We start from the raw sequence: 25,123 nt of genomic DNA, 5'->3' as shown, positions 1-25,123 counted from the left end.
AATGCGACAAAAAAAGTATAAATAAAAGGAGGTTGTTCATATTGATAGCAAGGGGGCTCGGTAACATTGAAAGAGACATGTTATATTACAAAATTTTACGAAATGTATTTTCCCTCGGGCGGCAAAAAATCGTATTATGACATAATTAGTCAAACTAGATGTGGAGAGCGACTTGTCGCAAGCAATAGTTGAGATCAAGGATGTGACATTTTCACGTGGTGAAAAGACCATCTATAAGAATATGAGTTTCTCGGTACCAAAAGGGAAGATTACGGCGATTATGGGCCCCAGTGGTATTGGTAAGACAACGATGCTACGTTTGATTGGCGGTCAACTCAAGCCTGATAGTGGGGATATTTTATTTGAAGGCAAGAGCATTCCCAGTATGACACGTGCTGCATTGTATGATGCACGCAAGAATATGAGTATGCTTTTTCAAAGTGGCGCACTTTTCACAGATATGTCTGTTTTTGATAATATCGCTTTTCCGTTGCGTGAACATACTACATTAAATGAAGAATTGATCCGCTTAGTTGTATTAATGAAATTGCAAGCCGTCGGATTACGTGGGGCTCGTGACTTAATGCCATCAGAGTTGTCCGGAGGGATGGCACGTCGTGTTGCACTCGCGAGAGCGATTGCATTGGACCCTGAATTAATTATGTATGATGAACCTTTTGCTGGACAAGATCCTATTTCAATGGGGGTCTTGGTCAAGTTAATTAAATCCTTAAACGAAGTGCTCGGATTGTCGTCACTTATCGTGACTCATGATGTAACTGAGGTATTAAGTATTGCCGAACACGTAATTATTATTGCGGAACAAGGGGTTATTGGAAGTGGTACAGCGCAAGAAATGCTTGCTCATCGTTCTCCGCTAGTTCAGCAATTCTTACAAGGTTTATCTGACGGACCGGTGCCATTTCACCAACCTGCAAACCCTTATGATCAAGAGCTATTGAACGGAGGTGCTGTGTGATTAACTTTTTTCAGAAGTTAGGTCATAAAACACTGAGTCGATTTGCATCGTTAGGACGCTCGACTAGCATGTTATTTGGCGCATTGGTTAACATGCCAAATATAAGAAAGGGCACCCCGCTGCTTATCCGCCAGCTTTATATGATTGGTCACCAGTCACTTTTAATTATCATGGTTTCAGGACTCTTCATTGGCATGGTTTTGGCGTTACAAGGCTATACTGTGTTGGTTGGCTATGGTGCGGAGGATAGCTTAGGACCTTTGGTCGCATTGAGTTTATTACGAGAACTGGGTCCGGTAGTAACGGCATTGCTTTTTGCCGGAAGAGCGGGCAGTGCTTTAACGGCTGAAATCGGTTTGATGAAAGCAACAGAGCAACTTTCTAGTTTAGAGATGATGGCTATTGACCCATTAAAGCGTGTTATCGCTCCTCGGTTTTGGGCTGGATTTATTAGTATGCCATTGCTTGCTTTGATATTTTCCGCAGTGGCCATTTTAGGTGCGCATTTGGTTGGTGTTGATTGGTTAGGCGTTGATTCTGGTAGTTTCTGGTCGATCATGCAAGCACAAGTGTCGTTCGAAAAAGATATTCTCAATGGTATTATTAAGAGTTTTGTTTTTGCATTGGTAGTGACTTGGATCGCACTTTATAAAGGCTATGACTGTATCCCCACATCAGAAGGGATCAGTAAAGCAACAACAGAAACGGTTGTACATTCTTCATTGGCAGTGCTTGGGTTTGATTTCTTACTCACTGCTGTCATGTTTTCAGGTTAAAAGGTTTTAAATCGTCATGAATACACGGAAAATAGAAATTTTAGTTGGATTGTTTGTTGCTTTAGGCGTGCTGGCATTTGCGGTACTTGCACTGAAAGTGGCGAATTCAGGTATTAGCGGTAGTGGTGAAACATACACATTAAACGCTAAATTTGAAAATATCGGCTCCTTAAAAGCCAGAGCACCAATTAAAGTCGGTGGGGTTGTTATTGGTCGAGTTGAAGGTATTAGCATTCACCCTCAAGAGTTTGTGCCTGTGGTCAATATGACGATAGATGCAAATTATGAGTGTCAGTTTTCAGACACAACCTCAGTGTCAATTTTAACATCGGGGATTTTAGGTGAGCAGTATTTAGGCATTTCTCCGGTGATTGCTTCAGAGTCGGCTCGTCAGTCTTGTTTTGGGTATGAGGTTGCGCATGATGATGCTTCTGATGAGCTAGAAGACTTATTTGGAGTTGAAAGTAAAGCTCTGAGAAACGGAGATTTAATCACAGATACAAAATCAGCACTGGTATTGGAAGAGTTAATCGGTCAATTCTTATTTAACCAAGGTAGTGAATAATGATGATGCTTCGTAAGTGGATTTGCGTATTTGCAGGGTTATTGGCAATGGTTAGTATGCAAAGCCTTGCTAAAGTTGATTTAAGTGACCCTTATAGCATGGTGCAACAAGTTGCTGATAACACATTTAAGCGCGTGGCGCGAGATCAAGAAAAGGTGCAAAAAAATAAAGAGCACCTACGGGTGATCGTGCAAGAGGAGCTGATGCCGTATATTGATTATAAATATGCCGCTTATCGAGTGTTGGGAAGCTACATACAAAAAATTCGTACAATGGAAAATAAAGAAGATAAAGCACAAGCAATTAAACATGTGCGTACTTTTATTGATGTTTTTCAACGTTACTTAGTCGCAACGTATGCTGGCGTATTTACTCAATACACAGATCAGAAAGTAGAATTTGGGGCCGTAAAAGACTTTTCAAAAGATGATGTCGCAATCGTTAAAACGAAGATAATTGAAGCAGGTAAACCTGATATTCGTATCGACTTTAAAGTGCGTAAAGGGAAAAATAATGAATGGCGAGCTTATGACATGATGGCGGAAGGTATTAGTTTGTTGGATGCTAAGCAAACAGAACTGCACGGTATTTTACGTCAGCAGGGTATTGAGCATGTGATTCAGTTGCTCGATAAGAAAAGTCGACTTCCGGTACAATTTAGGGGGGATGATGGCAGCAACTAACGTTCACTTTAAATCACAAAGTGATGGCATCATTTATGTCAATGGTGAATTGACAAGAAATAGCTTAACAGATGAACGACTTCTTAACCGACAGTTAGAAAGTGCCCAATCAACCCTCTATTTTGACCTTTCTAACGTATCAAGGGTTGACACAGCGGGCTTAGCTTGGTTAATTCACTCTTTAGGTAAATTGCAGCAACAAGATAAACGTCTTGAGCTTAAGAATATACCTGAACAATTGCGCAATTTGATGGCATTGGGTCAGGTTTCAACCTTATTTGAGTGAATATAATGGAAATAAACGAAGTCGAAACATTATTAAAAGAGGCGCTGTCGCTTGATGAAGTGGTAGTTAAAGCGAATGGAAGTCATTATGAAGTGATTGCCGTTGGAGCATGTTTTGATGGGCTTAGCCGCGTTAAAAAACAGCAGTTAGTATATGGACCACTGATGGATACGATTTCAGATGGGACGATTCATGCTGTAAGTATTAAAGCATTTACGCCAACGGAGTGGCAAAGAGAACGTAAGTTTATCCTTCCACAATAAGAGGCCTCGATGGATCAGTTTATTATCCAAGGTGGCACTACTTTAGCAGGTGAAGTCACAATATCAGGTGCAAAAAACGCTGCATTGCCCATTTTATTTGCTGCATTACTAGCAAATGGTAAAAGCCGTTTTAGCAATGTCCCTCAATTACGTGATATAGGCACAACGGAAGCGCTTCTGAAGACACTAGGTGCTGGTGTTGCTTGGCAAGGAAGTGTACTTGAAGTAGATGGTAGTCGTGTTGATAAAGTGCTTGCTCCCTATGAGCTTGTAAAGCAAATGCGTGCATCAGTACTTGCTTTGGGGCCTTTACTGGCTCGTTTCGGTGAAGCTCAGGTGTCTTTACCTGGAGGCTGTGCAATCGGTGCTAGGCCTGTTGATATTCATATTAAAGGCTTAGAGCGTATGGGGGCCGAAATAACTGTTGAAAATGGTTATATCAATGCTAAGTCGAGCGGGCGCTTACAGGGCGCTGAAATATATATGGAAATGGTGAGTGTTGGGGCGACAGAAAACCTGTTGATGGCGGCAACATTGGCTGACGGCGTAACGGTTTTAGAAAATGCAGCTCAAGAGCCTGAAATAGTCAATTTAGCTGAGTGCTTGATTGCTATGGGGGCGAATATCAAAGGGGCTGGTACTAGTCGCATTGAGGTGCAGGGTGTCGAGCAGCTCTTAGGGTGCGAACATAGAATCCTACCAGATCGAATTGAAACGGGGACTTTCTTAGTTGCCGCGGCGATGGCGAAGGGCGAAGTCTTGTGTAAGAGCACGGATCACACGAGTTTAGAGCCTGTGTTAGAAAAGCTTAGAGCTGCGAATGCATTGGTGGAAGTGACTGCAGACAGTATTTATGTTGATATGCGACAGCGTGCGTTGCAGGCTGTAAACATTAAGACAATGCCACACCCAGGGTTCCCGACGGATATGCAAGCACAATTTACCGCATTGAATGTTGTTGCGCAGGGTAGTGCAACTATCACTGAAACTATTTTTGAGAACCGTTTTATGCATGTGCCTGAGCTGCAAAGAATGGGCGCAAATATTCGTTTAGAGGGCAATACAGCGATCTGTGGTGAAACCGATAAACTAAGTGGTGCGCAAGTCATGGCAACAGACCTGCGAGCTTCTGCAAGCTTGATATTGACAGGGATAGTAGCTAGCGGTGAAACAGTGGTTGATCGCATCTATCATGTTGACCGCGGCTATCAAAGAATCGAAGATAAGCTAAGTAAGCTTGGTGCTAATATTAAAAGAAAGCACAATTAACACTTTCTGAGTGATTAAGAAAAAAGCGAGCTTAAGCTCGCTTTTTTCTTGGGTTATTATATATAAACCGCTACTGGGTTCTGCTTTCAAGTTTTGCAACTGTGACTTGAAAAGTTAATAGCTCGGTATTTCGGTATGCTTCGAACTCTAATATGGTGCCAGGGCGAGTGTTACCAATAAATTTAAGTGTTTGCTGCGGGTTGGTGACAGCATTACCTGCAACTTTGACAATGATGTCATTATCTTGCATACCTGATTGCCATGCAGGCCCTAAGGGGTCTATGTTATTAACTCTGAGCCCAACCACTTTGGTGTATAAGTCAGTAACGACTTTACCCGTGCTATCGACCGCATTTCCGGTGAATCCAAGGTATCCGCGAACCACTCTGCCATCACGTTTTAATTTCTCCATGACTTCTTTAGCAAGTGAGTAGGGAATCGCAAAGGAAATCCCTTGAATGTCGATATTATAGCGAGTTCTAAATTGGGCTGAAGTGAGCCCGACCAATGTGCCATTTGAATTTATTAATGCGCCGCCTGAGTTGCCGACATTCACGGCCGCATCCATTTGTAATAGGCTGCTATAAGAATTGTCCGGCGTCAGTTTCTTCCCCGTTGCGCTGATCACACCTTGAGTAATAGTTTGACCCAAATTTAGTGGATTACCAATCGCTAAGACAACATCACCAACTCGAGGATTGAAAGTGTCATCCATTGGAATAACGGGAAGGTGTTGCTCATCAATTTTTAATAAGGCTAAGTCAGTTACTGTATCAAAACCAATCACTTGAACTTCATTGAAAATACGTCCGTCAGTTAAAATGACCATGATTTGATCTGCATTATTGACCACGTGGTAGTTTGTTAATATGTAACCGTCGTTTGACATGATGACGCCAGATCCGAGCTCTTGTGTGGTATTTGCACGCTTAAACCTAGGGACAGAGGTGATCCCTTCAGAAAAAATAGTGACTACAGCGGGGGAGGCTTTTTCAACCGCATCTGCAAAGCTCATATGAGTATTACTATATCGGCTTGATACATCAATTTTAGGCAGCACTGCGCTGCGTAAGTTTGGCGTGAACCAAATGATTAAAAAAGCAATGCCGAGGCCTGCTAGCAATGGCGGCATAATAAAGCGAAGTAGTTTAAGCACAGTCGTAATCTATTTATATTTATTTATTGTTTATGATGGCACAAATAAAAACACAGCGGCAAGAACCACTGTGTTTTTTTATTGAAAAAGTGATTATTGAATTAAAAGAAATACCGAGTCGCGACCTCTTTTAATGCCGAGGACGATATTTCCTTGGATGTCCTCAATTAAGCTGCCCATTTCTCGGATGCTGTCAATCCGTTGTCGATTCACTTGCATAATTACATCGCCTTCTTCTAATCCAACGCGTGCAGCGGGAGAGCGAGCTTCCACTGATGAAACTATCACGCCTTTATTCCCCTCACGTTCTCCGCTTTCAAGCACTGCGCCGCGCAACATAGGATGGACTTTATCGGCTTGGGCTTGTAGTTCACCTTGTCCTTTGAGCGTGACGTTAATCGAACGGGTTTTCCCATCGCGGTAGACTCCCACTTTGACGGTACGTCCCTCTCCGATGGTTGCAATTTTACTTGCCAATTCGGCGAAACTTTGAATATCGTCACCATTGACTGACACAATAACGTCATTTGCTAATATCCCAGCTTCACTGGCTGCAGAATCATTGACAACTTGTGCAACATAAGCCCCTTGTTTTACATCAAAGCCTTGTGCTTTAGCAATACCTGCATCTAATGTCCTACCTTGAATACCGAGAGAGCCACGCCTAACCTGACCAAACTCCACTATTTGGTCAACTAAGTTCTTCATCATATTGGAAGGGATAGCAAAACCAATGCCCACATTGCCACCAGATGCTCCTAAAATCGCAGTATTAATACCAATTAGTTCGCCTTTTAAGTTAACTAAAGCACCACCAGAGTTTCCTTGGTTAATTGCTGCATCGGTTTGTATAAAGTCTTCATACCCTTCAATGTTTAAACCACTTCGACCAAGCGCACTTACAATCCCTGATGTAACCGTATGGCTCAATCCGAATGGGTTGCCGATAGCGACAGCAAAGTCCCCAACCCGCAGTACATCGGAGTTCGCGAGTTTTACTTCTGTAAGTTCTTCTGATTCAATCTCTAATAATGCAATGTCAGACTCTTTGTCAGTGCCAACTAATTTAGCATCAAATTCTCTACCATCTTCTAAAGTAACAATGATTTTTTCAGCATCAGCAATCACATGGTTATTGGTGACGACATAACCTTCACTTGCATCAATGATGACACCTGAACCTAATCCACTGAATTGACGCTTTTGGCTGCGAGGTTGAGGTTGGCCAAAAAAATAATCAAATGGGTCAACGCGGCGACGCACTTCTTTTGCGCCAGAAACTTGGATGCTAACGACCCCTGGGGTAACACGCTCTAGCATAGGGGCTAGGGTCGGTAAGGTTTGGCCATCAACAGCAACAGGCAATTTAGCGAAAGAGACACTGGGATTTAATAAGAAAGTTGAAGATAAAAGTGCCGCTGATAATAACGAGAATTTCAATTTCATAGTCAATAAGTACTCCGAAAAAAGCAGTTAGTTATTGAAAAGACATTGGAACATAATTACCACATAATTATCGGACCAACGTCAATTCGCTATTTGGTTATCTGTACTTACTGACTATGGGGCCAAAAAAAAGTTCATCAAGATACTTTTGTTTGCTCATTTTCTAAACTTTCACCAGAAAAAATACCCGATTCGCCTTCTACATAGTCAACGGGTTGTGCAGAGTCATCAGAGCGATTATTTGCTCTTCTGCGTTCAGGCCGGCTTTTTAGAGAGGCATGAAGCTGCTCTGTTGTTTCTTTGGAAAAGAATGGCTCACTTGGGTGAGTTGGCTTTTCAGTTAATAGCACTTGATCTGTTTGTTCTACATGGCTAAATAGTTGCGTGTAGCTTTCTTGCATCTTGCTCATCAGTTTTTTTGTACTGGCTAAGTGATCAGAGACATCTTGACGATATTGTTCTAATTCACTTTTTGCTTGAATAGCTTGCTGTTCTAATTCCGTTTGTTTCAATTGTTTTCTAGTGACTTGAGCACCAATAAAAAAACTAACAACACCTGTAATAATCAAAAGTCCTAACCAAACGATGGTTGTCATATTTCTCTCCTATGAATTATCGCAGTCTCAGTTAAAAAATTAGAACCGTATATTTGCGATAAGAATAAAATCTACCTAGTTGTTCAATATACGCGTAGATTGGTTGCGTGTTAATATAGAGAACAAATAAAAACGGTTAACAGTGTAAAAAATGATGACTCCTTGGCAAAAATATCAACAAGACCTACAAACGGAAGATTTCCAGTATGACAGTGCACAAGAAAATGCGGTTAAGCATTTGCAACGTTTGTATGATGATTTATGCGCCCAACCAGTCGCCCCTTCGGGCAGTTTTCTATCTCGTATTTTTGCTAAGAAACCAGAGCCAAAAAAAATTAAAGGATTGTATTTTTGGGGAGGTGTTGGCCGAGGGAAAACATATTTAGTTGATACGTTTTTTGAAGCATTGCCCAGCGAGAGAAAAATGCGCGTGCATTTTCACCGTTTTATGCATCGTGTTCACGATGAATTAAAAAAACTTCAAGATGTTAAAAATCCACTTGAAGTCGTTGCTGATATTTTTAAAAAAGAAACTGATATTATATGTTTTGATGAATTTTTTGTGCAAGATATCACCGATGCGATGTTACTAGGAGGCTTGATGCAGGCGCTTTTTGCTCGTGATATAGTTTTGGTGGCTACCTCAAATATTGTACCTGATGATTTATATCGAAATGGCCTGCAACGCGCGCGATTTTTACCTGCAATAGAGCTTGTCAACGCCAATACTGAAGTCGTGAATGTGGACTCAGGTATTGATTACCGATTACGTACACTTGAACAAGCTGAAATATTTCATAGTCCCTTAGACAAAAAAGCGGATGATAATTTGTTTGCTTATTTTGATAAGTTATCTCCAGAGCCTGGGCGAGTGGATGAGGCCATTGAAATTGAAGGACGCTTAATTAACACGCGCAAAGTGTCAGACTGTATTGTCATGTTTGATTTTACACAGTTGTGTGAAACTGCGCGCTCACAAGTGGATTATATGGAAATTAGTCGTCTATATAACACCGTGATTTTATCCAATGTAAAGCAATTGAGCCAACAGAATGACGATGCCGCTCGGCGTTTTATTGCGTTAGTAGATGAGTTTTATGAGCGAAATGTGACGCTTATCATATCGGCACAAGCACCTATCACAGAGTTGTATTCTACGGGCACACTCGAGTTTGAGTTCAAACGGTGTATCAGTCGTTTACAAGAAATGCAATCGCTTGATTATTTGGCGCGTGAACATCTCGCCTAGTTCAATGATCAAGCCATCGTAACGGGTGAAACCAACGAAAAGCAATTTTTTTGTGGAAAAAACAATCGCGCGCTAGTCAATCTCCTTATGAGTTGCTATAATCCGCGGCCTGCCACGTTGCGTTCTATTGCCCTCGTCGGCTTAGCCACTGACTTGAGCGGCAAAAAGTCTTCAACTCGAAGGGGTTAAAGCACTATATAGTAAAGCGATAACCATTTTGGTTATCTGTGGTTTTAATTGAAAACATTGGATTTTTTAGATGAAAACGTTTGTTGCTAAACCAGATACAGTAAAACGTGACTGGTACGTAGTTGACGCTGAAGGTAAAACTTTAGGTCGTATCGCTACTGAAATCGCTAGTCGCCTACGCGGAAAGCATAAAGCTGAATACACTCCACACGTAGATACTGGTGATTATATCATCGTTATCAACGCTGAAAAAGTTACTGTAACTGGTAACAAATTCAAAAATAAAGTGTACTACGCACACTCTGGTTTCCCAGGTGGACTTAAGTCTGTAACTTTCGATAAGCTTCAAGCTGCTAAGCCTGAAATGATTATTGAGAAAGCGGTTAAAGGCATGTTACCTCGCGGCCCTCTAGGTCGTGAAATGTACCGTAAGCTTAAAGTTTACGTTGGTAATGAGCACAACCACGCGGCACAACAGCCGCAGGTTCTAGACATTTAAGGAGCACATCATGGCAAATCAATACTACGGTACAGGTCGTCGTAAAAGTTCAAGTGCTCGCGTATTCTTACGCCCAGGCACTGGCAACATCGTAATCAATAAGCGCTCACTAGATGAGTACTTTGGTCGTGAAACAGCTCGTATGGTTGTTCGTCAAGCTCTTGAGCTTGTAGACATGACTGAAAAGTTTGACCTTTACATCACTGTTGAAGGTGGTGGTACAACAGGTCAAGCTGGCGCAATCCGTCACGGTATTACTCGTGCACTTATGGAGTTTGACGAGTCACTACGTCCTACACTTCGTAAAGCTGGCTTTGTTACTCGCGATGCTCGTAAAGTTGAGCGTAAGAAAGTGGGTCTACACAAAGCGCGTAAGCGTCCTCAGTTCTCAAAGCGTTAATTTTTTACGTTTCAAGAATTCAAAAACCCAGCTTGTGCTGGGTTTTTTGTTTTTATTGATTAACCCTGCTCACCTAAAGTTGCCTTTTTATACGACGGTCTGTCGTTTAAATTATCCTCAATATACTAATATCCCGTTTTTATTGACAAAAAAAGTTCAATATTTATTACATTTAGTGCAAATCTGTCGATAACTCAGCGCTTTTTTTTGCTACAATTGCAGGGCAAGTAAAGTGAGTGAGTTTCAACGGGAATTCTGTAGAGGGCATTTTTTCATACAGAGGTTGATCTTGGTCAGTAAATTGTTGTTATTGAAGCGATATCATAAGAGATTAGCTTTTTGCTCTGGTTAACTTAGACTGTGTTGTTTGGTTTATCGGATCATTAGGTTTGAATAACCTTGTTTTAATCAAGGGATTTATTTATGATCGCGTCTATTTTGTAGTTTCTTAAAATTAACCTGCTGTAACGATGTTCTCAATATAGCAAGTGTTGAGATTCATAGTGGAGATAAGTGGATGAGCAATGCGCCTGTAGACAATGGCCGACGTCGCTTTTTAACCATAGCTACCTCTGTTGTAGGTGGTGTTGGTGCGGCTGGGGCTGCTGTTCCCTTTATTGCGTCTTGGAATCCAAGTGAGCGAGCTAAATCTGCAGGTGCGCCTGTAGAAGTGGATATCAGCAAACTTGAGCCTGGACAATTAATTCGTGTTGAGTGGCGAGGTAAGCCTGTTTGGGTTATTTCTCGTACCCCAAAAATGTTAGAAGAGATGAAAGCTCATGAAGGGCAACTTCGTGATCCTGCTTCTGAAGAACCTCAACAACTCGATTCAGCTAAAAATCCATATCGCTCTAAGCGTCCGGAGATTTTTGTTGCGGTCGGTATTTGTACACACCTAGGCTGTTCACCTAGCTTCCTACAAGGTGGCTTTGGTGAAAAAGTTGAAGGTACAGAGGATGGTTTCTTCTGCCCATGTCATGGTTCTAAATTTGATATGGCTGGTCGAGTATTCCAAGCGGTTCCTGCACCGTTAAACCTTGAGATCCCTCCATACACCTTTATTGATGACACCACGATTATCGTTGGTGAAGAAGAAGGGGTAGCGTAATGGCTGAAAACTCTAAAGCAGCTTCAGGCGTTGTAGGTAACGTCATTAACTGGATCGATGACCGTATTCCAATGACTCGCGTCTGGAATATGCACATTGCTCAATATCCTGCACCAAAGAATTTTAACTTTTGGTACTTATTCGGTTCATTAGCGATTCTTGTGCTAGTAAACCAAATCCTAACGGGTATTTGGTTAACCATGAACTATGTTCCATCTGCTGAGGGCGCATTTGCTTCAGTGGAGTACATCATGCGTGATGTAGAGTATGGTTGGTTACTGCGATATCTGCACTCAACAGGCGCATCTGCGTTTTTTGTTGTTGTGTACTTACACATGTTCCGTGGCATGATTTACGGTTCTTATCAAAAGCCACGAGAGTTGTTGTGGTTATTTGGTATGTTTATTTTCTTAGCGCTAATGGCTGAAGCATTCATGGGTTACTTACTACCTTGGGGACAAATGTCTTTTTGGGGAGCTCAGGTAATTATCTCGCTATTTGGTGCAATTCCAGTGATTGGTGAAGACTTAACTCAGTGGATCCGTGGTGATTATGTTATTTCTGGTGCAACGCTTAACCGCTTCTTTGCATTACATGTTATTGCATTGCCTTTAGTCTTGGTTATTTTAGTATTCCTTCACATCGTAGCATTACATGAAGTTGGTTCAAATAACCCAGATGGTATTGAAATTAAACATAAAAAAGGCACTATTTCAGAAGATGAAAAGCCTAAGTTTAAGTTTCACGAGTATTATACTGATAAGAAAGATATTGTTGACGCAATTCCTTTCCACCCTTACTACACAGTGAAAGACATTTTAGGTGTAGCAGGTTTCTTAATTTTATTTTGTTGGGTTGTCTTTTTCTCTCCAGAGATGGGGGGGTTCTTCTTAGAAGCGCCAAACTTTGAAGCTGCAAATCCACTAAAAACACCAGAGCATATTTTCCCTGTTTGGTATTTCACACCATTTTATGCGATATTACGTGCCATCCCTGATAAATTAATGGGTGTTGCGGCAATGGGTGCCTCAATCGTGGTACTGGCATTGTTACCTTGGCTTGACCGTGGTTCAGTGCGCTCCATTCGTTATCGTTGTGCACTACACAAGTGGAATATAGCTCAATTTGTTGTAACGTTTGTTATTCTTGGCTGGGTTGGTGCTACACCACAAACAGACTTTAAGACAATCTTATCGCAAATTACGACTGTGACTTACTTCATGTTCTTCGTGTTACTATTTGTGTATTCAAAGAACGAGACGACTAAGCCATTGCCTACGAGGGTAACCAAATGATGAAAAAACTAGTTATCGGTTTGTTCGCATTGTTGCCAACATTTGTTATGGCAGCAGGACCATCAGTACCTTTGATGGAAGCTAATAATGATTTAACTGACAAGGCGTCACTACAACGTGGTGCTCAGTTATTCATGAATTACTGCCTTGGTTGTCACCAAATGCAGTACCAACGTTATGAACGTACGTTCCGTGACATTGGTATTCCAACAGACATTGGCCAGGAGCAGCTAATTTTTGATGGTTCAAAAGTGGGTAGCCACATTTTGAATGCAATGGATCAAGATGATGCCGCTAAATGGTTTGGTGCAGCGCCACCAGATTTAACTTTGATTTCACGTGTTAAATCACCAGACTACATCTATACGTATTTAAAGTCGTTTTACAAAGATGAGTCGCGTCCATTTGGTGTGAATAATATTGTATTCCCATTAGTGGGTATGCCACATGTACTACAAGAATTGCAAGGTTTACCATTGCCTATTACTGAAGAAGTAGAAGAGCATGGTAAAACAGTTACGAAAGTAGTTGGTTTAAAAACAGATGGCTCAGGTGAAATGAGCACTGATGAATATGACCATGCTGCACGTGACATTACTAATTTCTTAGCTTATGTTGGTGAGCCATCTCGCCTAGAGTCTGAGTCAATTGGTATTAAGGTATTAGGGTTTTTATTAATTCTATTTATCCTTGCATTCTTCTTGAAGAAAGAATACTGGAGAGATGTTCACTAAAGCGAACAAATCTAAGGTGATTTTGTAATAGGGGCAGTAGCCCCTATTGCTGTTTAAAGTGATTTATTACTTTTGTAATTATTAATGGAGGTAGGCATGGCCGTTGCTGCCAATAAGCGCCCTGTAATGACTCTTTTCTCTGGTGCGAACTGTATGTACAGTCACCAAGTACGTATTGTACTTGCAGAGAAAGGCGTAAGTGTTGATATCCACCTAGCAGAAAAGGACAATCTGCCAGAAGCTCTTCATGAGATAAACCCTTATGGCACTGTACCAACTTTAATTGATCGTGAGCTTGGTCTTTACCGTGCAGACATCATCATGGAATATCTTGATGAGCGTTTTCCACACCCTCCACTAATGCCTGTATATCCAGTTATGCGTGGTCGCAGTCGTTTAATGATGCACCGTATTGAAAATGATTGGTATAGCCTTGCAGAAAAAATCTCAGAAGGTGGTTCTGATGCTGCTCTTGCACGTAGGGATTTAACCGAGGCCTTGTTAGCGGTTGCAGCTATCTTTACTGAAGCACCTTACTTTATGAGTGAAGAGTTTAGCTTAGTTGATTGTTATTTAGCTCCGTTATTATGGCGTTTGCCAGAACTTGGTATTGAGCTTAATGGCGCAGGTGCAAAAGAGATGAAAGATTACATGCTACGTTTATTCGAGCGTGATTCGTTCCAGGCATCATTAACTGAAGCAGAACGCGAGATCAGATCATAATGACGCCAAATCGCCCATACTTATTGAGAGCATTTTTCGACTGGATTGTTGATAATGAATGCACCCCTCATTTAGTGGTTAATGCTGATTATCCTGAGGTACAAGTACCAACGCAATTTGTTCAGGATGGGCAAATAGTTTTGAATATCAGTCCTTCAGCAGTTACTGCATTTTCTTTGGATAATGAGCAGCTTAGCTTTAATGCGCGATTTGGTGGTCAACCTATGCAGGTCTATGTGCCTTTAGGTGCAGTATTGGCTATCTACGCTCGAGAAAATGGTGAAGGTACTGTCTTTACTCAAGAAGCATTTGATGATGCTGAGCTTGAAGATACGCTAGAGCCCGTAGAAAGTGAAGAAACAGTATCGCCTGATCCTGTTGAAAAACCTGAGAAAAAGAAAGGTTCTCATCTACGAGTGGTCAAATAGCGATTATTTAGTTAGTAAAAAACCCGCATTCAGCGGGTTTTTTTATGCGTACTTTGGTCGTTATTGAATTGGGAAAATTAGGTTCACTATTAGAGGTATTCGAATGCCTTAATAACGCGCTCCACACCACTGATATTTCTGGCAATCTCAACAGCTTGTTCAGCTTCAGCTGGCGCAACTAAGCCCATTAAGAAAACCTCTGAGTTCTCGGTCACAACTTTTATATTGTTACCACTGACGTTTTCGTCGGCTAAGAGTCTGGTTTTTACTTTAGAGGTAAGCCATGTATCGTGTGTTTGTGTTGTTAGCCCGATGTTTGTTCCAATTCGTAGTTGATTATGAACGCTACGTATTGCTGGTATCGTTTTTAATGCATTCTCAGCTTCAGCCTGCATTTCAATATTACTCACTTGCCCAACCATAAGTACAATACCATTAACACTGACCAGGCTAATATTGGCATGTTTAGATAGGCGGTCAATGCTTTTTATGGCAAGCGTTCCTTTTATTTCGATATTGTTGTCATCAATTTGTGTACCAATGGTACGACGATCATTCGCAGCCGACATTGCGCTGGCTGTACCTGCGACAACGGCTGCGGCACAGCCTTGTAAGAGAGTAAGGCTGAGTAATAACGCAATCGGTTTTATACGCATTTATTGTTCTTCCTGTGGGAATAAGGTGTCATCAATGAGCTGAGTTAAGCAGTGTATAGAAAATAAATGGGACTCAACAATACGACTTGGACGCTTACTCGGTACTCTGATTTCAACATCGGTTGGGCCAAGTAGCCCGGTCAGTTCGCCACCATCATCACCAATTAATGCAATGACTTTCATATCTTTAGTTAATGCAGCTTCCGCTGCGCTCACCACACTTTTCTCATTCCCATTTACACCGATGACGAGCAGTAAATCACCTTGTTGGCCAAAGGCTCTTACTTGACGGGCATAATGCTCCATATCATCGTCGGAGCCCATACTGCCAAGGTGTATGCTGTTCTGCGTTAAGGCAACCGCAGGTAAGCAAGGTCTTTCGGTTTCGTAGAAGTTGACTAATAACCCAGCCATATGAGTGGCCAACATATGGCAACTGGGCACGCCACAACACACCACTTTATTACCATTAATTAAACTTTGCACAATTGTCAGTGCTGCAGCTTCTAGGGAACTGGGGAGTACTTCACCAGCTGCAATTTGTGCTTGAATACTTTCTGTAAAAATCGTTTTAATAGATTCTTGCATATCAAAAAACGCTCTTAATCCATTGTATATTAGGAGGATTCTCACCCTCGATTGCTACAAAGTCTACGCGTACTTGAGTATTATGCAACTGTTGCTCTGTCAAATACTGATAAATACTGCGCTTTAACCTTTGTTGTTTTTTATATGATAAAGCCGATAAAGCTCCACCAAATTGTGTATGTTTGCGATATTTTACTTCAATAAAAACCAAAGTATTGTTATCTCGCATAATTAAATCAATTTCACCATATCGACAATAATAATTGTTTGTTTCTGGAATCAACCCACGTTGCTGTAAGTATGATTCGGCGAGACGTTCGTAATATGAACCTTTATCTCGTGAGTTGCTAAATAGTCCTTTTAGCATATGTCTTCCTTAACGGTATAATTATTTCTTCAAGATCCTATTTTCAGCTGCGGCACTTTGCATAAATAAAGGCAACGGTGCTTGCTCGTTTAAATTGATTGTGCGGATCTGTTGTTTGTAATACTGAGCCCATTTCAACCTTCTGTGAATAGTATTATCGGATTTAATACTCAATTGCCCAGTTAGACCAATAAACTCTTTACCTGGTATTTTTGCCAGTTGCTTTATTTCACCTATAAGTGCAACGGCATCAAATGCCATTGCAAATAAACGTTGTTCTATATCAGCTTGTTCCGGCCACAGTTGCATATATTTATTTCTCAGCGCGCGGTTATCTGTTGTATTGGGCAACATCCACGGCTGTTCCGTAAAGTATAAGCCTTCTAGATCGCTTTTATCGGTGGTATCGATACGTCGGCTATAGCTACGCGAGCTTGCATATAAAGGGATCTTAGGAGCGAATGTACTGACATTGACGTCTAAATAGGGTTTCAACAGACGTGTCTCTGAAGCGTTCCCAAGTATATAAATCACATCAATGTCTCTACGAGAACGTGTCTCACTTTCTATATCCGTTTTACGATATAAACTTTCAATCGTTTTTATGCGTTGTTTAGAGTTCTCTACTTCTAATAAGTTGGCGATAACTTTGGCCATGTTCTTACTGTCGGTATATAAGCCAACTTCAGGCGCTGCTTCACTGTACAACCGCCATTGCTCGCTAAAGTGTTCCACGAGTCTTTTTCCAGAGCTAGAGTCAGGCGCGAGTAACATGGGTTTTTGGTATTTCTTTGCCAAAAAGTGAACTAAAGCCTGCTCTACTTCATGCTCAGGGTTTAGTGCAAAGTAGTAATGATTTGGGTTTTTCTGGCTCTGTGAACTTTTTGTATTGAGGTGAATTGTGGGCAATACATGCAGTGTGCTGCTATCACTGAGTTTTTCAATATTGTTTTTTAATAGTGGACCAATAACAAAGTCAGCCTGGTTTTGCGCTAACTGTGCTTCTATTTCTATATTCGTTTGCATTTCATCAATAAAAAAAATTTCGCTATCAGGCCAATTATCACTGGCGGCTAAAAAGCCATTCTTTAATGCTGCACCTAGTCGCTCGCTTGGCCCTGACTGAGGTAAAAGTATCGCCAGCTTTTTAGTTTCATACGGTGACAATAATACCGCTTGTGTAACCTCTTTGGGCAGAATATAGCTAGCAGGGTGGTTGATAAAGCGGCGTTGCCAATTGTTCATCGCTTGGTGAAGTTCAACACCAGTACCGAGGTAAATCTGTTGGTACTTGGCTAATTTTGTCCAGCCTTGTTGCACAACAGAGCCAGTATCAAAGCGTTCTAACGCGTAGGAAGAAAGCTGTTGCAATGCCCGCCAAGTTTCGTCGTTTAAGCTCGCAAAGGTTAAGTTGTTTTGAAATGCAATATCCGAAGCTTTGAAGTAATGAACCAGTGCTTTTTTGGGCAATTGCTGAGAGGCATATATGCTGCCCATTAAATACTGATGCCAGCCTTGATGCTCGGGAAGTTTGAGTTGCTCTGAAAGGGTTCTTAAAATGGATAATGCATCAGTGTAATTCGCCATTTCTTTACGAGCGAGTGCGATGTATAGCTTATTTTGGACATGGTCGACACTGTTTTTACTTTCCAGCGCTAAACAGGCTTGTTCTAGTGTCTGCCAATCTTGTTCGATGATAGCGGCTTCTCGCGCACTATAGAGTAACTGAATTTTATGAATGCCTTGTTTAGAAATCGCTTTATTGAAAAGGCCAGATGCATTTAGTACATCAGGTATACGTTGTTGTTGATTATCTTCCGTAACTGTCACGTTTGTTGCTTTTTCGGTTGTGCTACAGGCGGATAAGCCTGACAATATACCAATTACAAGACTAATTACTTTCAGTCGCACTATGGACCCTTGATGAAGTTCTCTATTAAGGCCTATCTTACTGATTGAAACTGGAGAGCTCAATGATTAAAGCACACAACACAGATAAAATAGGCACCCTCTACGTGGTTGCAACGCCAATTGGTAACTTAGGCGACATCAGCGAACGCGCCTTAGCAACACTATCTGACGTTGACTTAATCGCGGCTGAAGATACACGCCATACAGGTAAATTACTTAGTCACTTTAATATTAAAGCAAAAACATTTGCGCTACATGACCATAATGAAAAACAAAAAGCACAGCAGGTGCTTGATTGGCTAAATGAAGGCTTGGATATTGCGTTAGTATCAGATGCAGGCACGCCTCTGATTAGTGACCCTGGTTATTCGGTTGTAAACTTATGTCGAGCACAAGGTGCGAATGTCACACCCGTGCCGGGAGCATGTGCGGCGATAACGGCAGTCAGTTGTTCAGGGCTACCGACAGACAGGTTTCAGTTCGTGGGATTCACACCTGCGAAAAGCCAAGCACGCCAGCAGTTTTTTATCGATGCTTACGAGAGCCACATTACCAGCATCATGTACGAAAGTACGCACCGGATCATGGCCAGTTTAGATGACTTGAAAGCGGCATTGGGTTCGCAGCAACAGGTGGTTTTTGCCAAAGAGCTGACGAAAACCTATGAAACATTTTTCAGTGGCACGGTCACAGACTTGATTGAGTTTTTAACCGAAGAGCCGGAAAAGCAACGGGGTGAATTAGTCTTGATGTTACCTGGTAAGCCAAAGCAGCAAGAAGAAATTCCAGCCGATGCAAAGCGGATGCTATCGCTACTAGAACCTGAAATGCCATTGAAAAAAGCATGTGGTGTGGTGGCTGAGTACTTTGGTTTAAAAAAGAATGCACTATATAAAGCGGCAATTGCAGAAAAAGAGCAGTAAAAGCGTGAGCTTTGCCTCGGTTTACCGTATAATCCGCCGCGAGTCAGCCGGATAATCGCTGCCTGTGACGAAAATGATCAGGGGGAGGAAAGTCCGGGCTCCACAGGGCAGGGTGCCAGCTAACGGCTGGGAGGTGAAAGCCTACGACAAGTGCAGCAGAGAGAAGACCGCCAACTTTCGAGTTGGTAAGGGTGAAAGGGTGCGGTAAGAGCGCACCGGGCCACTGGTAACAGTTGGTTGCAAGGTAAACTCCACCCGGAGCAAGACCAAATAGGGTTCCTTATGGCGTGGCCCACGTTGGAACCGGGTAGGTTGCTTGAGCCTAGGAGCGATCCTAGGCCTAGACGAATGATTATCTATTACAGAACCCGGCTTATAGGCTGACTCACTCATTAAGAAAAAAGCTCATACATTAGTGTGAGCTTTTTTTTATGCCATTTTCAAGCCGGACCAAATAATTTGTACTTTAAAAAATAAAAAGGCTCATTCTAATAATGAGCCTTTATTTAAACTGTTTGTTGAATATGGATGAGTGTGCTTACGCTTTTTTACTCGCAACCCATTCATCAACGAACTTTTCTAATACGTTCAGTGGTAATGGACCACTCTTAAGAACAACATCATGAAATTGGCGGATATCAAACTTATCACCTAGTTCTTTCTTAGCCGCTTCGCGAAGCTCTACTATCTTTAACATACCAATTTTATATGCCGTTGCTTGCGAAGGCATAACAACATGACGCTCTACCATTTTAACCGCATCAGATTTTGCATTCGGTGTATTGTTTACATAATAATCAATACCTTCTTGGCGAGTCCATTTCATCGCATGAATACCAGTATCAACAACGAGACGACATGCACGCCATAATTCCATTGCTAGACGACCAAAATCAGAATAAGGGTCTTCATATAATCCCATTTCTTTTGGAACTAACTCTGAATATAGTCCCCAACCTTCAGTGTACGCTGTATAGCGACCGAACTTACGGAACTTAGGCACACCCTCAAGTTCTTGTGCGATGGCAATTTGCATGTGGTGGCCAGGAATACCTTCATGGTAAGCCAATGCTTCCATTTGGTAAGTGGGCATTGCTTCCATGTCATACAGGTTTGCGTAATAAACACCTGGACGAGAGCCATCTGGCGCAGGTTGCTGATAGAAGGCTTTACCCGCTGCTTTTTCTCTAAATGCTTCAACACGTTTAACAGTCATGTCTGCTTTTGGTTTGATAATAAACAGTTCATCAAGACGAGACTTCATGTTATCTATCATCGCAGTTGCATCTTTAAGGTACTTCTCTTTACCTTCTTCGGTGTTCGGTAAGTAAAACTGCTTGTCAGTTTTCATGAACTCCATAAATGCCGCTAAGTCGCCTTTAAAGCCTACTTTTTCTTTTATTTCACGCATTTCGTCATGAATACGTGCAACTTCCGAAAGCCCTATAGTGTGGATTTCTTTGGCTGTTAAATCAGTGGTCGTAGTACGAGCTAGTGCGTTGTTAAAGAATTGCTCACCATTAGGAAATTTCCATGCACCATCACGGCTATCTGCTTTTTTCTCTAGTTTGGCTAAGTAGTTAATTAGTTTGCTGTAAGCAGGCTTAACCGCCACCTTTAATGCTTGAGTTGCGTCATCGATAAGTGCAGACTTTTCACTCTCCGTAATTTCTAGCTTGGCAACTTTACGTTTAAAGTCAGCTAGCAGAGTTGAATCATCACCTTTTTCAAAAGGTGCACCAACAATGATGTTTTTACTTGATTCAATGACGTGTGGGAACACAAACTTTGGCGCAATAATGCCTTTATTCATTCGAGTTTCTAAACCATCAATCAATTGGTCAAAAACCACTGGCACACCATTTAATCGAGCAATGTAATCTTTTGCTTCTTTTACATTACCAATTTGGTGCTGATTGATTAAAAATGCCGGTATCATCGAATGTGTACCAAACATCTGGTTTACTGGGTAGTTATGATGACGCCATTTAAAGTCGGCAATGTCATTTTCTAAACTTTGTTGCATTAAGTCGTAACTAACCTGAGTCGCTTCATCGAGTTTGTTACGGTCAATACTGTTAAGTGTGACTAGATTCTTTTTCGTGATCGCAAGTTCTTTAAGCGTATTTTCTTCAGTATCATCATCCCACTTATCGTAGTCTTGTTTGATCCCCATATATGTTTGGTATATGGGGCTGCGCATTACACTGCTTGTGAATACTTCTTCGAAAAACTCATTGGCTTTGGTGATTTCACTCTGTTCAACTTGAACTTGTGGTGCAGGAGCAGGTTTATCAGCTGTTTGCTGACAACCACCTAATAAAGCTACGCTAATTGCAGCAGCAATAAAGGTCAGTTTACGCATCATTATACCCTTTTTTATTTATGTGCCATATGGCGGTAATTTGTCATTTAGTATTGGTTCATTGGCGGGTAAGTCGCCAACCTAGACAAATAATTCTAGCAGGTCATTTAAATATCTGTGGCCCTTATTTGTAACCAACCATGACAAACCGTTATCTGAAAGTAGTCCTTGGGCCAATGCTTGCTCTATCGGAGCATGTACATCAGCGAATGAAAGCCCAGTAAAATCAATAAATGCTTGTTTATCACAAGGGGCTTGTAATCGAAAGCAATTCATAAAAAATTCAAATGCTCGATCGGATTTATCGACTTGCCAACTTTTATATACGTAGGGTTTAGATAAGTCCATATACCCGCGAGGGTGTTTTACTTTTTCAGTTCGTAAAATATGATTTTTTTCAGGCTGTGTAATTTTGCCATGAGCACCACAACCAATACCAAGATAATCGCCGAACTGCCAATAATTGAGGTTATGGCGACACTGAAACTGGGGTTTAGCATATCCCGATATTTCGTAGTGTTGATACCCAGCCTCAGCTAACATAGCTTGGCCTTGCTCTTGTATATCCCAAAGCGTTTCATCTTCAGGAAGGGTTGGGGGTTTTGAGGCAAATTGCGTGTTGGGCTCAATCGTTAATTGATACCAAGATATATGAGGTGGCTCAAGCTCTATTACACGCTTTAAATCGCTGAGTGCGTCATCAATGTTTTGCCCTGGTAGGCCATGCATCAAGTCCATATTAAATGATCGGAGGCCGGCAGATTGAGCTTCATAAGCTGCGTTAATGGCTTCTTGTTCCCCGTGGATCCTACCAAGCGCTTTTAGTTTATCTGTTTGTAAGCTTTGTACGCCAATAGATATACGATTAATGCCTGCGTCGGCATACCGCTTAAAGCGGTCGGTTTCTACCGTTCCGGGGTTAGCCTCTAGAGTAATTTCAATACCATCCTCAAACCCAATTAAGCGCTCCACTTCAGAAAGTAGTCGGACATAGGCGTCTGCTGACAATAAACTCGGTGTGCCGCCACCAATAAATATACTGTGGAGCTTTCTACCTTGCACGAGTGACAAATCCGCTTTTAGGTCGTCAATAAGGTGTTGGACATACTCTTTTTCGGGAATGGTGCCTTTTTTACTATGGCTGTTGAAGTCGCAATAAGGACACTTTTGCACGCACCAAGGTACGTGCACATATAAACTTAACGGAGGTAACTTCACATAATCGCCTTAAACTGCGCAAGTAGCATCTGCAATGCTTGACCACGATGGCTAATTGCATTTTTTTGCTCCTTCGTTAATTGCGCTGATGTACATCCTTCACTTGGTACATAAAATACGGGATCGTATCCAAACCCTTCACGGCCTTGTTGTGTTAGGGTAATTTCCCCTTCCCAACTGGCTTGGCAGATGATTGGCGTTGGGTCGTGTTCGTGGCGCATGTAAACCAGTACACACCAAAAACGTGCGGTTCTTTGCTCTATATTGGTTAATTCTAGCAGTAATTTATCGATATTGTCTTGATCGCTTGCATCGGGTCCTGCAAAGCGTGCTGAGTAAACGCCAGGCGCGCCTTTTAGCGCATCGACTTCAATGCCTGAGTCATCGGCTATTGCCGGTAGACCAGTTATTTTTGCAGCATGACGCGCTTTAATTATGGCATTCTCTACGAAAGTGGTCCCTGTTTCGGCAATTTCACCGACGTTAAATTGACTTTGGGGTAACACGTCAATATGGAGTGAGGCGAGCATTGCAGCGAGTTCTTTTACTTTGCCTTGATTACCCGTTGCGAGAACAACTTGTTGACTCATATTTAATTAATCCACATAAAATTTTTGTTGGAAGCTTAATACTTGATGGTTATTCCCTTGCGAAATATTGACTTTAAAGCGATAAACCTCTTCATTTCGAAAATCGACTTGGGCAAGGTAGTATATAGCATCGCCGTCTACTACCTCCTTAAATTCCAAGGTTTGTTTACTGCCAAGCAAGTTGCGAGCTTCGCCTGTTAAATTTGCTTTTAACGCGGGGTTGCCCTGTTTCTTTGCTAATACTGAAATATTAATTATGCCTTTGTAATTACTGCGTTCAAGGCCATAGGCTTTGGCAATATTGGGCTGAATAAACGTTGATGGAAATGCGATGTAATGCACTTGCCATGGGCCTAAGTTTTTAAATTGCCCCCCTTGTGTTGAATTTGCATAACAAGATAAGCTAAAAGCTAAGGTAACGAGTAATAGAAATAATTTTTTCACTGGTCTTCCTGAAGGGCACTAATCAGTGCCCAAATTAAATTAGCGCAACAAATCGGTTACTAAAATTTGTAAAAACTGCATACCAATAATAAGAACTAGAATCGATAAGTCTAAGCCACCTAGCGGGGGAATGACTTTACGGATAGGGCGCAACATAGGTTCTGTAAGTTGTTCAAAAACAGCGGCAGTTGGATTATAACCTTGTGAAACCCAACTCAAAACAGCACGAATTATCAGGATCCAAAATACCAAGCTGAAAGCTTCTTTAAACACTGTCATAACGCCCGATATGGCCGCGCCTATGCCATTCCAACCGCCATAAAATAGCACCATTAATAGGGATACTTTGGCAAAGCCAATTAAAAAAGCTAAGACTAAAGATGCTAAATCTAACCCGCCAGCGCCAGGAATTATCTTACGCAGGGGATTAACCGCAAACGAGGTTGCTTTTACAACGGTTTGACTTAATGGATTATAAAAATCAGCCTTCGCTAGTTGTAGCCAAAATCTCAACAAAACCACCATGAGAAAAAGATCAAAAATGATCCCGATTAAAAATTGCATTGCGTTCATAGTAAACCCTTATAATTCTTGTTCCATTTGTTGAGCACGTGTGATGCATGAGTCCATAGCATCAGCAACAGTTGTATGTAAGTTACATGATTTTAAGTGTTCAACTGCAGCATGAGTGGTTCCCCCTTTTGATGTGACATTCGCACGCAACTGGGAAATACTTATCTCTGGCTGAGACACCGCCATTTGTGCAGCCCCAAGAGCTGTTTGTTGCACAAGAGCACGCGCTTGCTCAGCACTGAACCCCAATGCTCGCGCTTTTTCTTCTATCGCTTCCATAAACAGGAAAAAATAAGCGGGAGAAGATCCCGTCACCGCAATAATATCATTTATTTGTGATTCTGTTTCTACCCAGGTTGCAATACCGGTGCTTGAAAATACTTGCTCTATAAATGTGTGCTCCTCACTGGTGAGTCCTTGGGCGAATAACCCAGATACGCCTAAGCCGAGTAAACTTGGTGTATTTGGCATACAGCGAACCATTTTAACCGGCTGGCCGAGCATCTCTTGCAATCTAGCAACGGTGATACCAGCAGCAACGGATACAAATAGTTTAGTGCTTAAATCGATGTCTGCAGTTTGCAGCGTTTCGCAAAGCTGCGCCATCATCTGAGGTTTGACTGACAATACAATGACGTCAGCATCTTGTAGTGCTGCTATATTGTCTGTTGTTGTTTTTACCTTAAAATCTGCAGCGACTTTGGCTAGCTTCTCTTCATTACGGTTGGTCGCGATAATACTTTGCGGTGCAAAGCCGCTCTGAATCATGCCGCCAATTATCGCGTAGCTCATGTTACCAGTACCGATAAATGCAATTGTTTTGTTGGACATTGCCTTGCTTACC

Annotated in this window: 29 protein-coding genes and 1 other RNA gene; 17 read left to right on the top strand and 13 right to left on the bottom strand. The window is 41.7% G+C overall.

Translation table 11 applies throughout. From position 1 onward, the window contains the following. Positions 1–172 precede the first annotated feature (172 nt). Genes J8M01_RS16355 through murA form a run of 7 tightly spaced genes read left to right on the top strand, consistent with a single transcriptional unit; the run spans position 173 to position 4,821 of the window. Positions 173–979 (top strand): ATP-binding cassette domain-containing protein, encoded by an 807-nt coding sequence (locus J8M01_RS16355; RefSeq protein ID WP_210995842.1) that lies wholly within the window; start codon positions 173–175, stop codon positions 977–979. After that, positions 976–1,755, top strand: coding sequence for a lipid asymmetry maintenance ABC transporter permease subunit MlaE (gene mlaE / locus J8M01_RS16350; RefSeq protein WP_192506320.1), 780 nt, complete (start codon positions 976–978; stop codon positions 1,753–1,755). The genes J8M01_RS16355 and mlaE overlap by 4 nt, the downstream gene beginning before the upstream one ends. Before the next feature lie 16 nt (positions 1,756–1,771). Further along, complete coding sequence (gene mlaD / locus J8M01_RS16345; protein WP_192506321.1) at positions 1,772–2,320, top strand: outer membrane lipid asymmetry maintenance protein MlaD; 549 nt, start codon at positions 1,772–1,774, stop codon at positions 2,318–2,320. Between the two features lie 5 nt (positions 2,321–2,325). Beyond that, positions 2,326–3,003, top strand: coding sequence for an ABC transporter substrate-binding protein (locus tag J8M01_RS16340; RefSeq protein WP_210995988.1), 678 nt, complete (start codon positions 2,326–2,328; stop codon positions 3,001–3,003). Beyond that, positions 2,990–3,289: an STAS domain-containing protein gene (locus J8M01_RS16335; protein WP_192506322.1), complete on the top strand. Its 300-nt coding sequence runs from the start codon at positions 2,990–2,992 to the stop codon at positions 3,287–3,289. Before J8M01_RS16340 ends, J8M01_RS16335 begins: the two co-directional genes overlap by 14 nt. A 5-nt stretch (positions 3,290–3,294) precedes the next feature. Then, positions 3,295–3,552, top strand: a complete 258-nt coding sequence (gene ibaG, locus J8M01_RS16330; protein ID WP_192506323.1) for a BolA family iron metabolism protein IbaG — start codon at positions 3,295–3,297, stop codon at positions 3,550–3,552. Positions 3,553–3,561: 9 nt separating this feature from the next. Then, positions 3,562–4,821 carry a UDP-N-acetylglucosamine 1-carboxyvinyltransferase gene (gene murA / locus J8M01_RS16325; protein ID WP_192506324.1) on the top strand — a complete coding sequence of 420 codons (1,260 nt, stop codon included), beginning with the start codon at positions 3,562–3,564 and terminating at the stop codon, positions 4,819–4,821. 70 nt (positions 4,822–4,891) lie between these two features. Here murA and J8M01_RS16320 read toward each other — a convergent pair whose 3' ends face one another. The 3 genes from J8M01_RS16320 to J8M01_RS16310 all read right to left on the bottom strand — a co-directional run bounded on the left by J8M01_RS16320 (position 4,892) and on the right by J8M01_RS16310 (position 8,019). After that, positions 4,892–5,977: a trypsin-like peptidase domain-containing protein gene (locus J8M01_RS16320; RefSeq protein WP_192506325.1), complete on the bottom strand. Its 1,086-nt coding sequence runs from the start codon at positions 5,975–5,977 to the stop codon at positions 4,892–4,894. 93 nt (positions 5,978–6,070) lie between these two features. Beyond that, positions 6,071–7,423, bottom strand: a complete 1,353-nt coding sequence (locus J8M01_RS16315) for a DegQ family serine endoprotease (RefSeq protein WP_192506326.1) — start codon at positions 7,421–7,423, stop codon at positions 6,071–6,073. 137 nt (positions 7,424–7,560) lie between these two features. Further along, entirely contained in the window at positions 7,561–8,019 is a 459-nt protein-coding gene (locus tag J8M01_RS16310) for a YhcB family protein (protein WP_192506327.1), read from the bottom strand. 154 nt (positions 8,020–8,173) lie between these two features. Here J8M01_RS16310 and zapE point away from each other — a divergent pair, with 154 nt between their 5' ends. The 8 genes from zapE to J8M01_RS16270 all read left to right on the top strand — a co-directional run bounded on the left by zapE (position 8,174) and on the right by J8M01_RS16270 (position 14,644). Beyond that, positions 8,174–9,268: a cell division protein ZapE gene (zapE, locus tag J8M01_RS16305; RefSeq protein WP_192506545.1), complete on the top strand. Its 1,095-nt coding sequence runs from the start codon at positions 8,174–8,176 to the stop codon at positions 9,266–9,268. A 259-nt stretch (positions 9,269–9,527) separates the two neighbouring features. Then, the gene (gene rplM / locus J8M01_RS16300) at positions 9,528–9,956 is read left to right on the top strand and encodes a 50S ribosomal protein L13 (RefSeq protein WP_010361380.1); all 429 of its coding nucleotides are present in this window, start codon (positions 9,528–9,530) and stop codon (positions 9,954–9,956) included. A 7-nt stretch (positions 9,957–9,963) separates the two neighbouring features. Further along, on the top strand, positions 9,964–10,356 hold the full coding sequence (rpsI, locus tag J8M01_RS16295; protein ID WP_171041054.1) for a 30S ribosomal protein S9: 393 nt from the start codon (positions 9,964–9,966) through the stop codon (positions 10,354–10,356). 517 nt (positions 10,357–10,873) lie between these two features. Next, positions 10,874–11,464, top strand: a complete 591-nt coding sequence (gene petA / locus J8M01_RS16290; RefSeq protein ID WP_119860956.1) for a ubiquinol-cytochrome c reductase iron-sulfur subunit — start codon at positions 10,874–10,876, stop codon at positions 11,462–11,464. Next, a complete protein-coding gene (locus J8M01_RS16285; protein ID WP_192506328.1) occupies positions 11,464–12,759 on the top strand; it encodes a cytochrome b N-terminal domain-containing protein in 1,296 nt (431 codons plus the stop codon). The genes petA and J8M01_RS16285 overlap by 1 nt, the downstream gene beginning before the upstream one ends. Next, positions 12,756–13,493, top strand: coding sequence for a cytochrome c1 (locus tag J8M01_RS16280; protein WP_192506329.1), 738 nt, complete (start codon positions 12,756–12,758; stop codon positions 13,491–13,493). The genes J8M01_RS16285 and J8M01_RS16280 overlap by 4 nt, the downstream gene beginning before the upstream one ends. Before the next feature lie 96 nt (positions 13,494–13,589). Then, positions 13,590–14,216, top strand: coding sequence for a stringent starvation protein SspA (gene sspA, locus J8M01_RS16275; RefSeq protein WP_192506330.1), 627 nt, complete (start codon positions 13,590–13,592; stop codon positions 14,214–14,216). Further along, positions 14,216–14,644, top strand: a complete 429-nt coding sequence (locus tag J8M01_RS16270; RefSeq protein ID WP_211058681.1) for a ClpXP protease specificity-enhancing factor — start codon at positions 14,216–14,218, stop codon at positions 14,642–14,644. Before sspA ends, J8M01_RS16270 begins: the two co-directional genes overlap by 1 nt. 89 nt (positions 14,645–14,733) lie before the next feature. Here the strand turns inward: J8M01_RS16270 and dolP are convergent, their stop codons facing one another. From dolP to J8M01_RS16250, 4 genes are read right to left on the bottom strand one after another with little or no spacing between them, the layout of a single operon-like run. Continuing rightward, a complete protein-coding gene (gene dolP, locus J8M01_RS16265; RefSeq protein WP_192506332.1) occupies positions 14,734–15,300 on the bottom strand; it encodes a division/outer membrane stress-associated lipid-binding lipoprotein in 567 nt (188 codons plus the stop codon). After that, positions 15,301–15,888 carry an SIS domain-containing protein gene (locus J8M01_RS16260; protein WP_211048171.1) on the bottom strand — a complete coding sequence of 196 codons (588 nt, stop codon included), beginning with the start codon at positions 15,886–15,888 and terminating at the stop codon, positions 15,301–15,303. A 1-nt stretch (position 15,889) separates the two neighbouring features. Continuing rightward, a complete protein-coding gene (locus tag J8M01_RS16255; protein ID WP_211058680.1) occupies positions 15,890–16,255 on the bottom strand; it encodes a YraN family protein in 366 nt (121 codons plus the stop codon). A 21-nt stretch (positions 16,256–16,276) separates the two neighbouring features. Beyond that, on the bottom strand, positions 16,277–18,166 hold the full coding sequence (locus J8M01_RS16250) for a penicillin-binding protein activator (protein WP_211058679.1): 1,890 nt from the start codon (positions 18,164–18,166) through the stop codon (positions 16,277–16,279). 62 nt (positions 18,167–18,228) lie between these two features. Here J8M01_RS16250 and rsmI point away from each other — a divergent pair, with 62 nt between their 5' ends. Both rsmI and rnpB read left to right on the top strand, forming a co-directional pair. Then, positions 18,229–19,089 (top strand): 16S rRNA (cytidine(1402)-2'-O)-methyltransferase, encoded by an 861-nt coding sequence (gene rsmI / locus J8M01_RS16245; protein WP_192506336.1) that lies wholly within the window; start codon positions 18,229–18,231, stop codon positions 19,087–19,089. A gap of 39 nt (positions 19,090–19,128) precedes the next feature. Then, positions 19,129–19,481, top strand: an RNA gene (gene rnpB / locus J8M01_RS16240) — RNase P RNA component class A. 146 nt (positions 19,482–19,627) lie between these two features. On the opposite strand, the gene J8M01_RS16235 is transcribed toward rnpB, so the two are convergent. From J8M01_RS16235 to proC, 6 genes are all read right to left on the bottom strand, one after another. After that, entirely contained in the window at positions 19,628–21,454 is a 1,827-nt protein-coding gene (locus J8M01_RS16235; RefSeq protein WP_192506546.1) for a DUF885 domain-containing protein, read from the bottom strand. Between the two features lie 81 nt (positions 21,455–21,535). After that, positions 21,536–22,672, bottom strand: coding sequence for a radical SAM family heme chaperone HemW (gene hemW, locus J8M01_RS16230; RefSeq protein ID WP_211058678.1), 1,137 nt, complete (start codon positions 22,670–22,672; stop codon positions 21,536–21,538). Further along, complete coding sequence (locus J8M01_RS16225; RefSeq protein ID WP_211058677.1) at positions 22,669–23,262, bottom strand: XTP/dITP diphosphatase; 594 nt, start codon at positions 23,260–23,262, stop codon at positions 22,669–22,671. The genes hemW and J8M01_RS16225 overlap by 4 nt, the downstream gene beginning before the upstream one ends. A 6-nt stretch (positions 23,263–23,268) precedes the next feature. Next, entirely contained in the window at positions 23,269–23,706 is a 438-nt protein-coding gene (locus J8M01_RS16220; RefSeq protein WP_192506339.1) for a DUF4426 domain-containing protein, read from the bottom strand. A 39-nt stretch (positions 23,707–23,745) separates the two neighbouring features. Then, complete coding sequence (locus J8M01_RS16215) at positions 23,746–24,279, bottom strand: YggT family protein (RefSeq protein WP_192506340.1); 534 nt, start codon at positions 24,277–24,279, stop codon at positions 23,746–23,748. A 9-nt stretch (positions 24,280–24,288) separates the two neighbouring features. Next, positions 24,289–25,110, bottom strand: a complete 822-nt coding sequence (gene proC, locus J8M01_RS16210; RefSeq protein ID WP_211058676.1) for a pyrroline-5-carboxylate reductase — start codon at positions 25,108–25,110, stop codon at positions 24,289–24,291. Positions 25,111–25,123: the final 13 nt, after the last annotated feature.

The organism is Pseudoalteromonas sp. MMG005 (assembly GCF_018101015.1).
GTDB lineage: Bacteria > Pseudomonadota > Gammaproteobacteria > Enterobacterales > Alteromonadaceae > Pseudoalteromonas > Pseudoalteromonas aurantia.
Note: the sequence above shows the minus strand (reverse complement) of the source record. Positions and strands in the feature narration are given on the sequence as shown.

Bases quoted from the DNA above. Each gene is read 5' to 3' on its own strand.
- mlaD (WP_192506321.1), top strand. From the start codon at position 1,772: ATGAATACACGGAAAATAGAAATTTTAGTTGGATTGTTTGTTGCTTTA.
- J8M01_RS16340 (WP_210995988.1), top strand. From the start codon at position 2,326: ATGCTTCGTAAGTGGATTTGCGTATTTGCAGGGTTATTGGCAATGGTT.
- J8M01_RS16335 (WP_192506322.1), top strand. From the start codon at position 2,990: ATGGCAGCAACTAACGTTCACTTTAAATCACAAAGTGATGGCATCATT.
- ibaG (WP_192506323.1), top strand. From the start codon at position 3,295: ATGGAAATAAACGAAGTCGAAACATTATTAAAAGAGGCGCTGTCGCTT.
- murA (WP_192506324.1), top strand. From the start codon at position 3,562: ATGGATCAGTTTATTATCCAAGGTGGCACTACTTTAGCAGGTGAAGTC.
- J8M01_RS16315 (WP_192506326.1), bottom strand. From the start codon at position 7,423: ATGAAATTGAAATTCTCGTTATTATCAGCGGCACTTTTATCTTCAACT.
- J8M01_RS16310 (WP_192506327.1), bottom strand. From the start codon at position 8,019: ATGACAACCATCGTTTGGTTAGGACTTTTGATTATTACAGGTGTTGTT.
- zapE (WP_192506545.1), top strand. From the start codon at position 8,174: ATGACTCCTTGGCAAAAATATCAACAAGACCTACAAACGGAAGATTTC.
- rplM (WP_010361380.1), top strand. From the start codon at position 9,528: ATGAAAACGTTTGTTGCTAAACCAGATACAGTAAAACGTGACTGGTAC.
- petA (WP_119860956.1), top strand. From the start codon at position 10,874: ATGAGCAATGCGCCTGTAGACAATGGCCGACGTCGCTTTTTAACCATA.
- J8M01_RS16285 (WP_192506328.1), top strand. From the start codon at position 11,464: ATGGCTGAAAACTCTAAAGCAGCTTCAGGCGTTGTAGGTAACGTCATT.
- J8M01_RS16280 (WP_192506329.1), top strand. From the start codon at position 12,756: ATGATGAAAAAACTAGTTATCGGTTTGTTCGCATTGTTGCCAACATTT.
- sspA (WP_192506330.1), top strand. From the start codon at position 13,590: ATGGCCGTTGCTGCCAATAAGCGCCCTGTAATGACTCTTTTCTCTGGT.
- J8M01_RS16270 (WP_211058681.1), top strand. From the start codon at position 14,216: ATGACGCCAAATCGCCCATACTTATTGAGAGCATTTTTCGACTGGATT.
- dolP (WP_192506332.1), bottom strand. From the start codon at position 15,300: ATGCGTATAAAACCGATTGCGTTATTACTCAGCCTTACTCTCTTACAA.
- J8M01_RS16260 (WP_211048171.1), bottom strand. From the start codon at position 15,888: ATGCAAGAATCTATTAAAACGATTTTTACAGAAAGTATTCAAGCACAA.
- J8M01_RS16255 (WP_211058680.1), bottom strand. From the start codon at position 16,255: ATGCTAAAAGGACTATTTAGCAACTCACGAGATAAAGGTTCATATTAC.
- rsmI (WP_192506336.1), top strand. From the start codon at position 18,229: ATGATTAAAGCACACAACACAGATAAAATAGGCACCCTCTACGTGGTT.
- J8M01_RS16235 (WP_192506546.1), bottom strand. From the start codon at position 21,454: ATGCGTAAACTGACCTTTATTGCTGCTGCAATTAGCGTAGCTTTATTA.
- J8M01_RS16225 (WP_211058677.1), bottom strand. From the start codon at position 23,262: ATGAGTCAACAAGTTGTTCTCGCAACGGGTAATCAAGGCAAAGTAAAA.
- J8M01_RS16215 (WP_192506340.1), bottom strand. From the start codon at position 24,279: ATGAACGCAATGCAATTTTTAATCGGGATCATTTTTGATCTTTTTCTC.
- proC (WP_211058676.1), bottom strand. From the start codon at position 25,110: ATGTCCAACAAAACAATTGCATTTATCGGTACTGGTAACATGAGCTAC.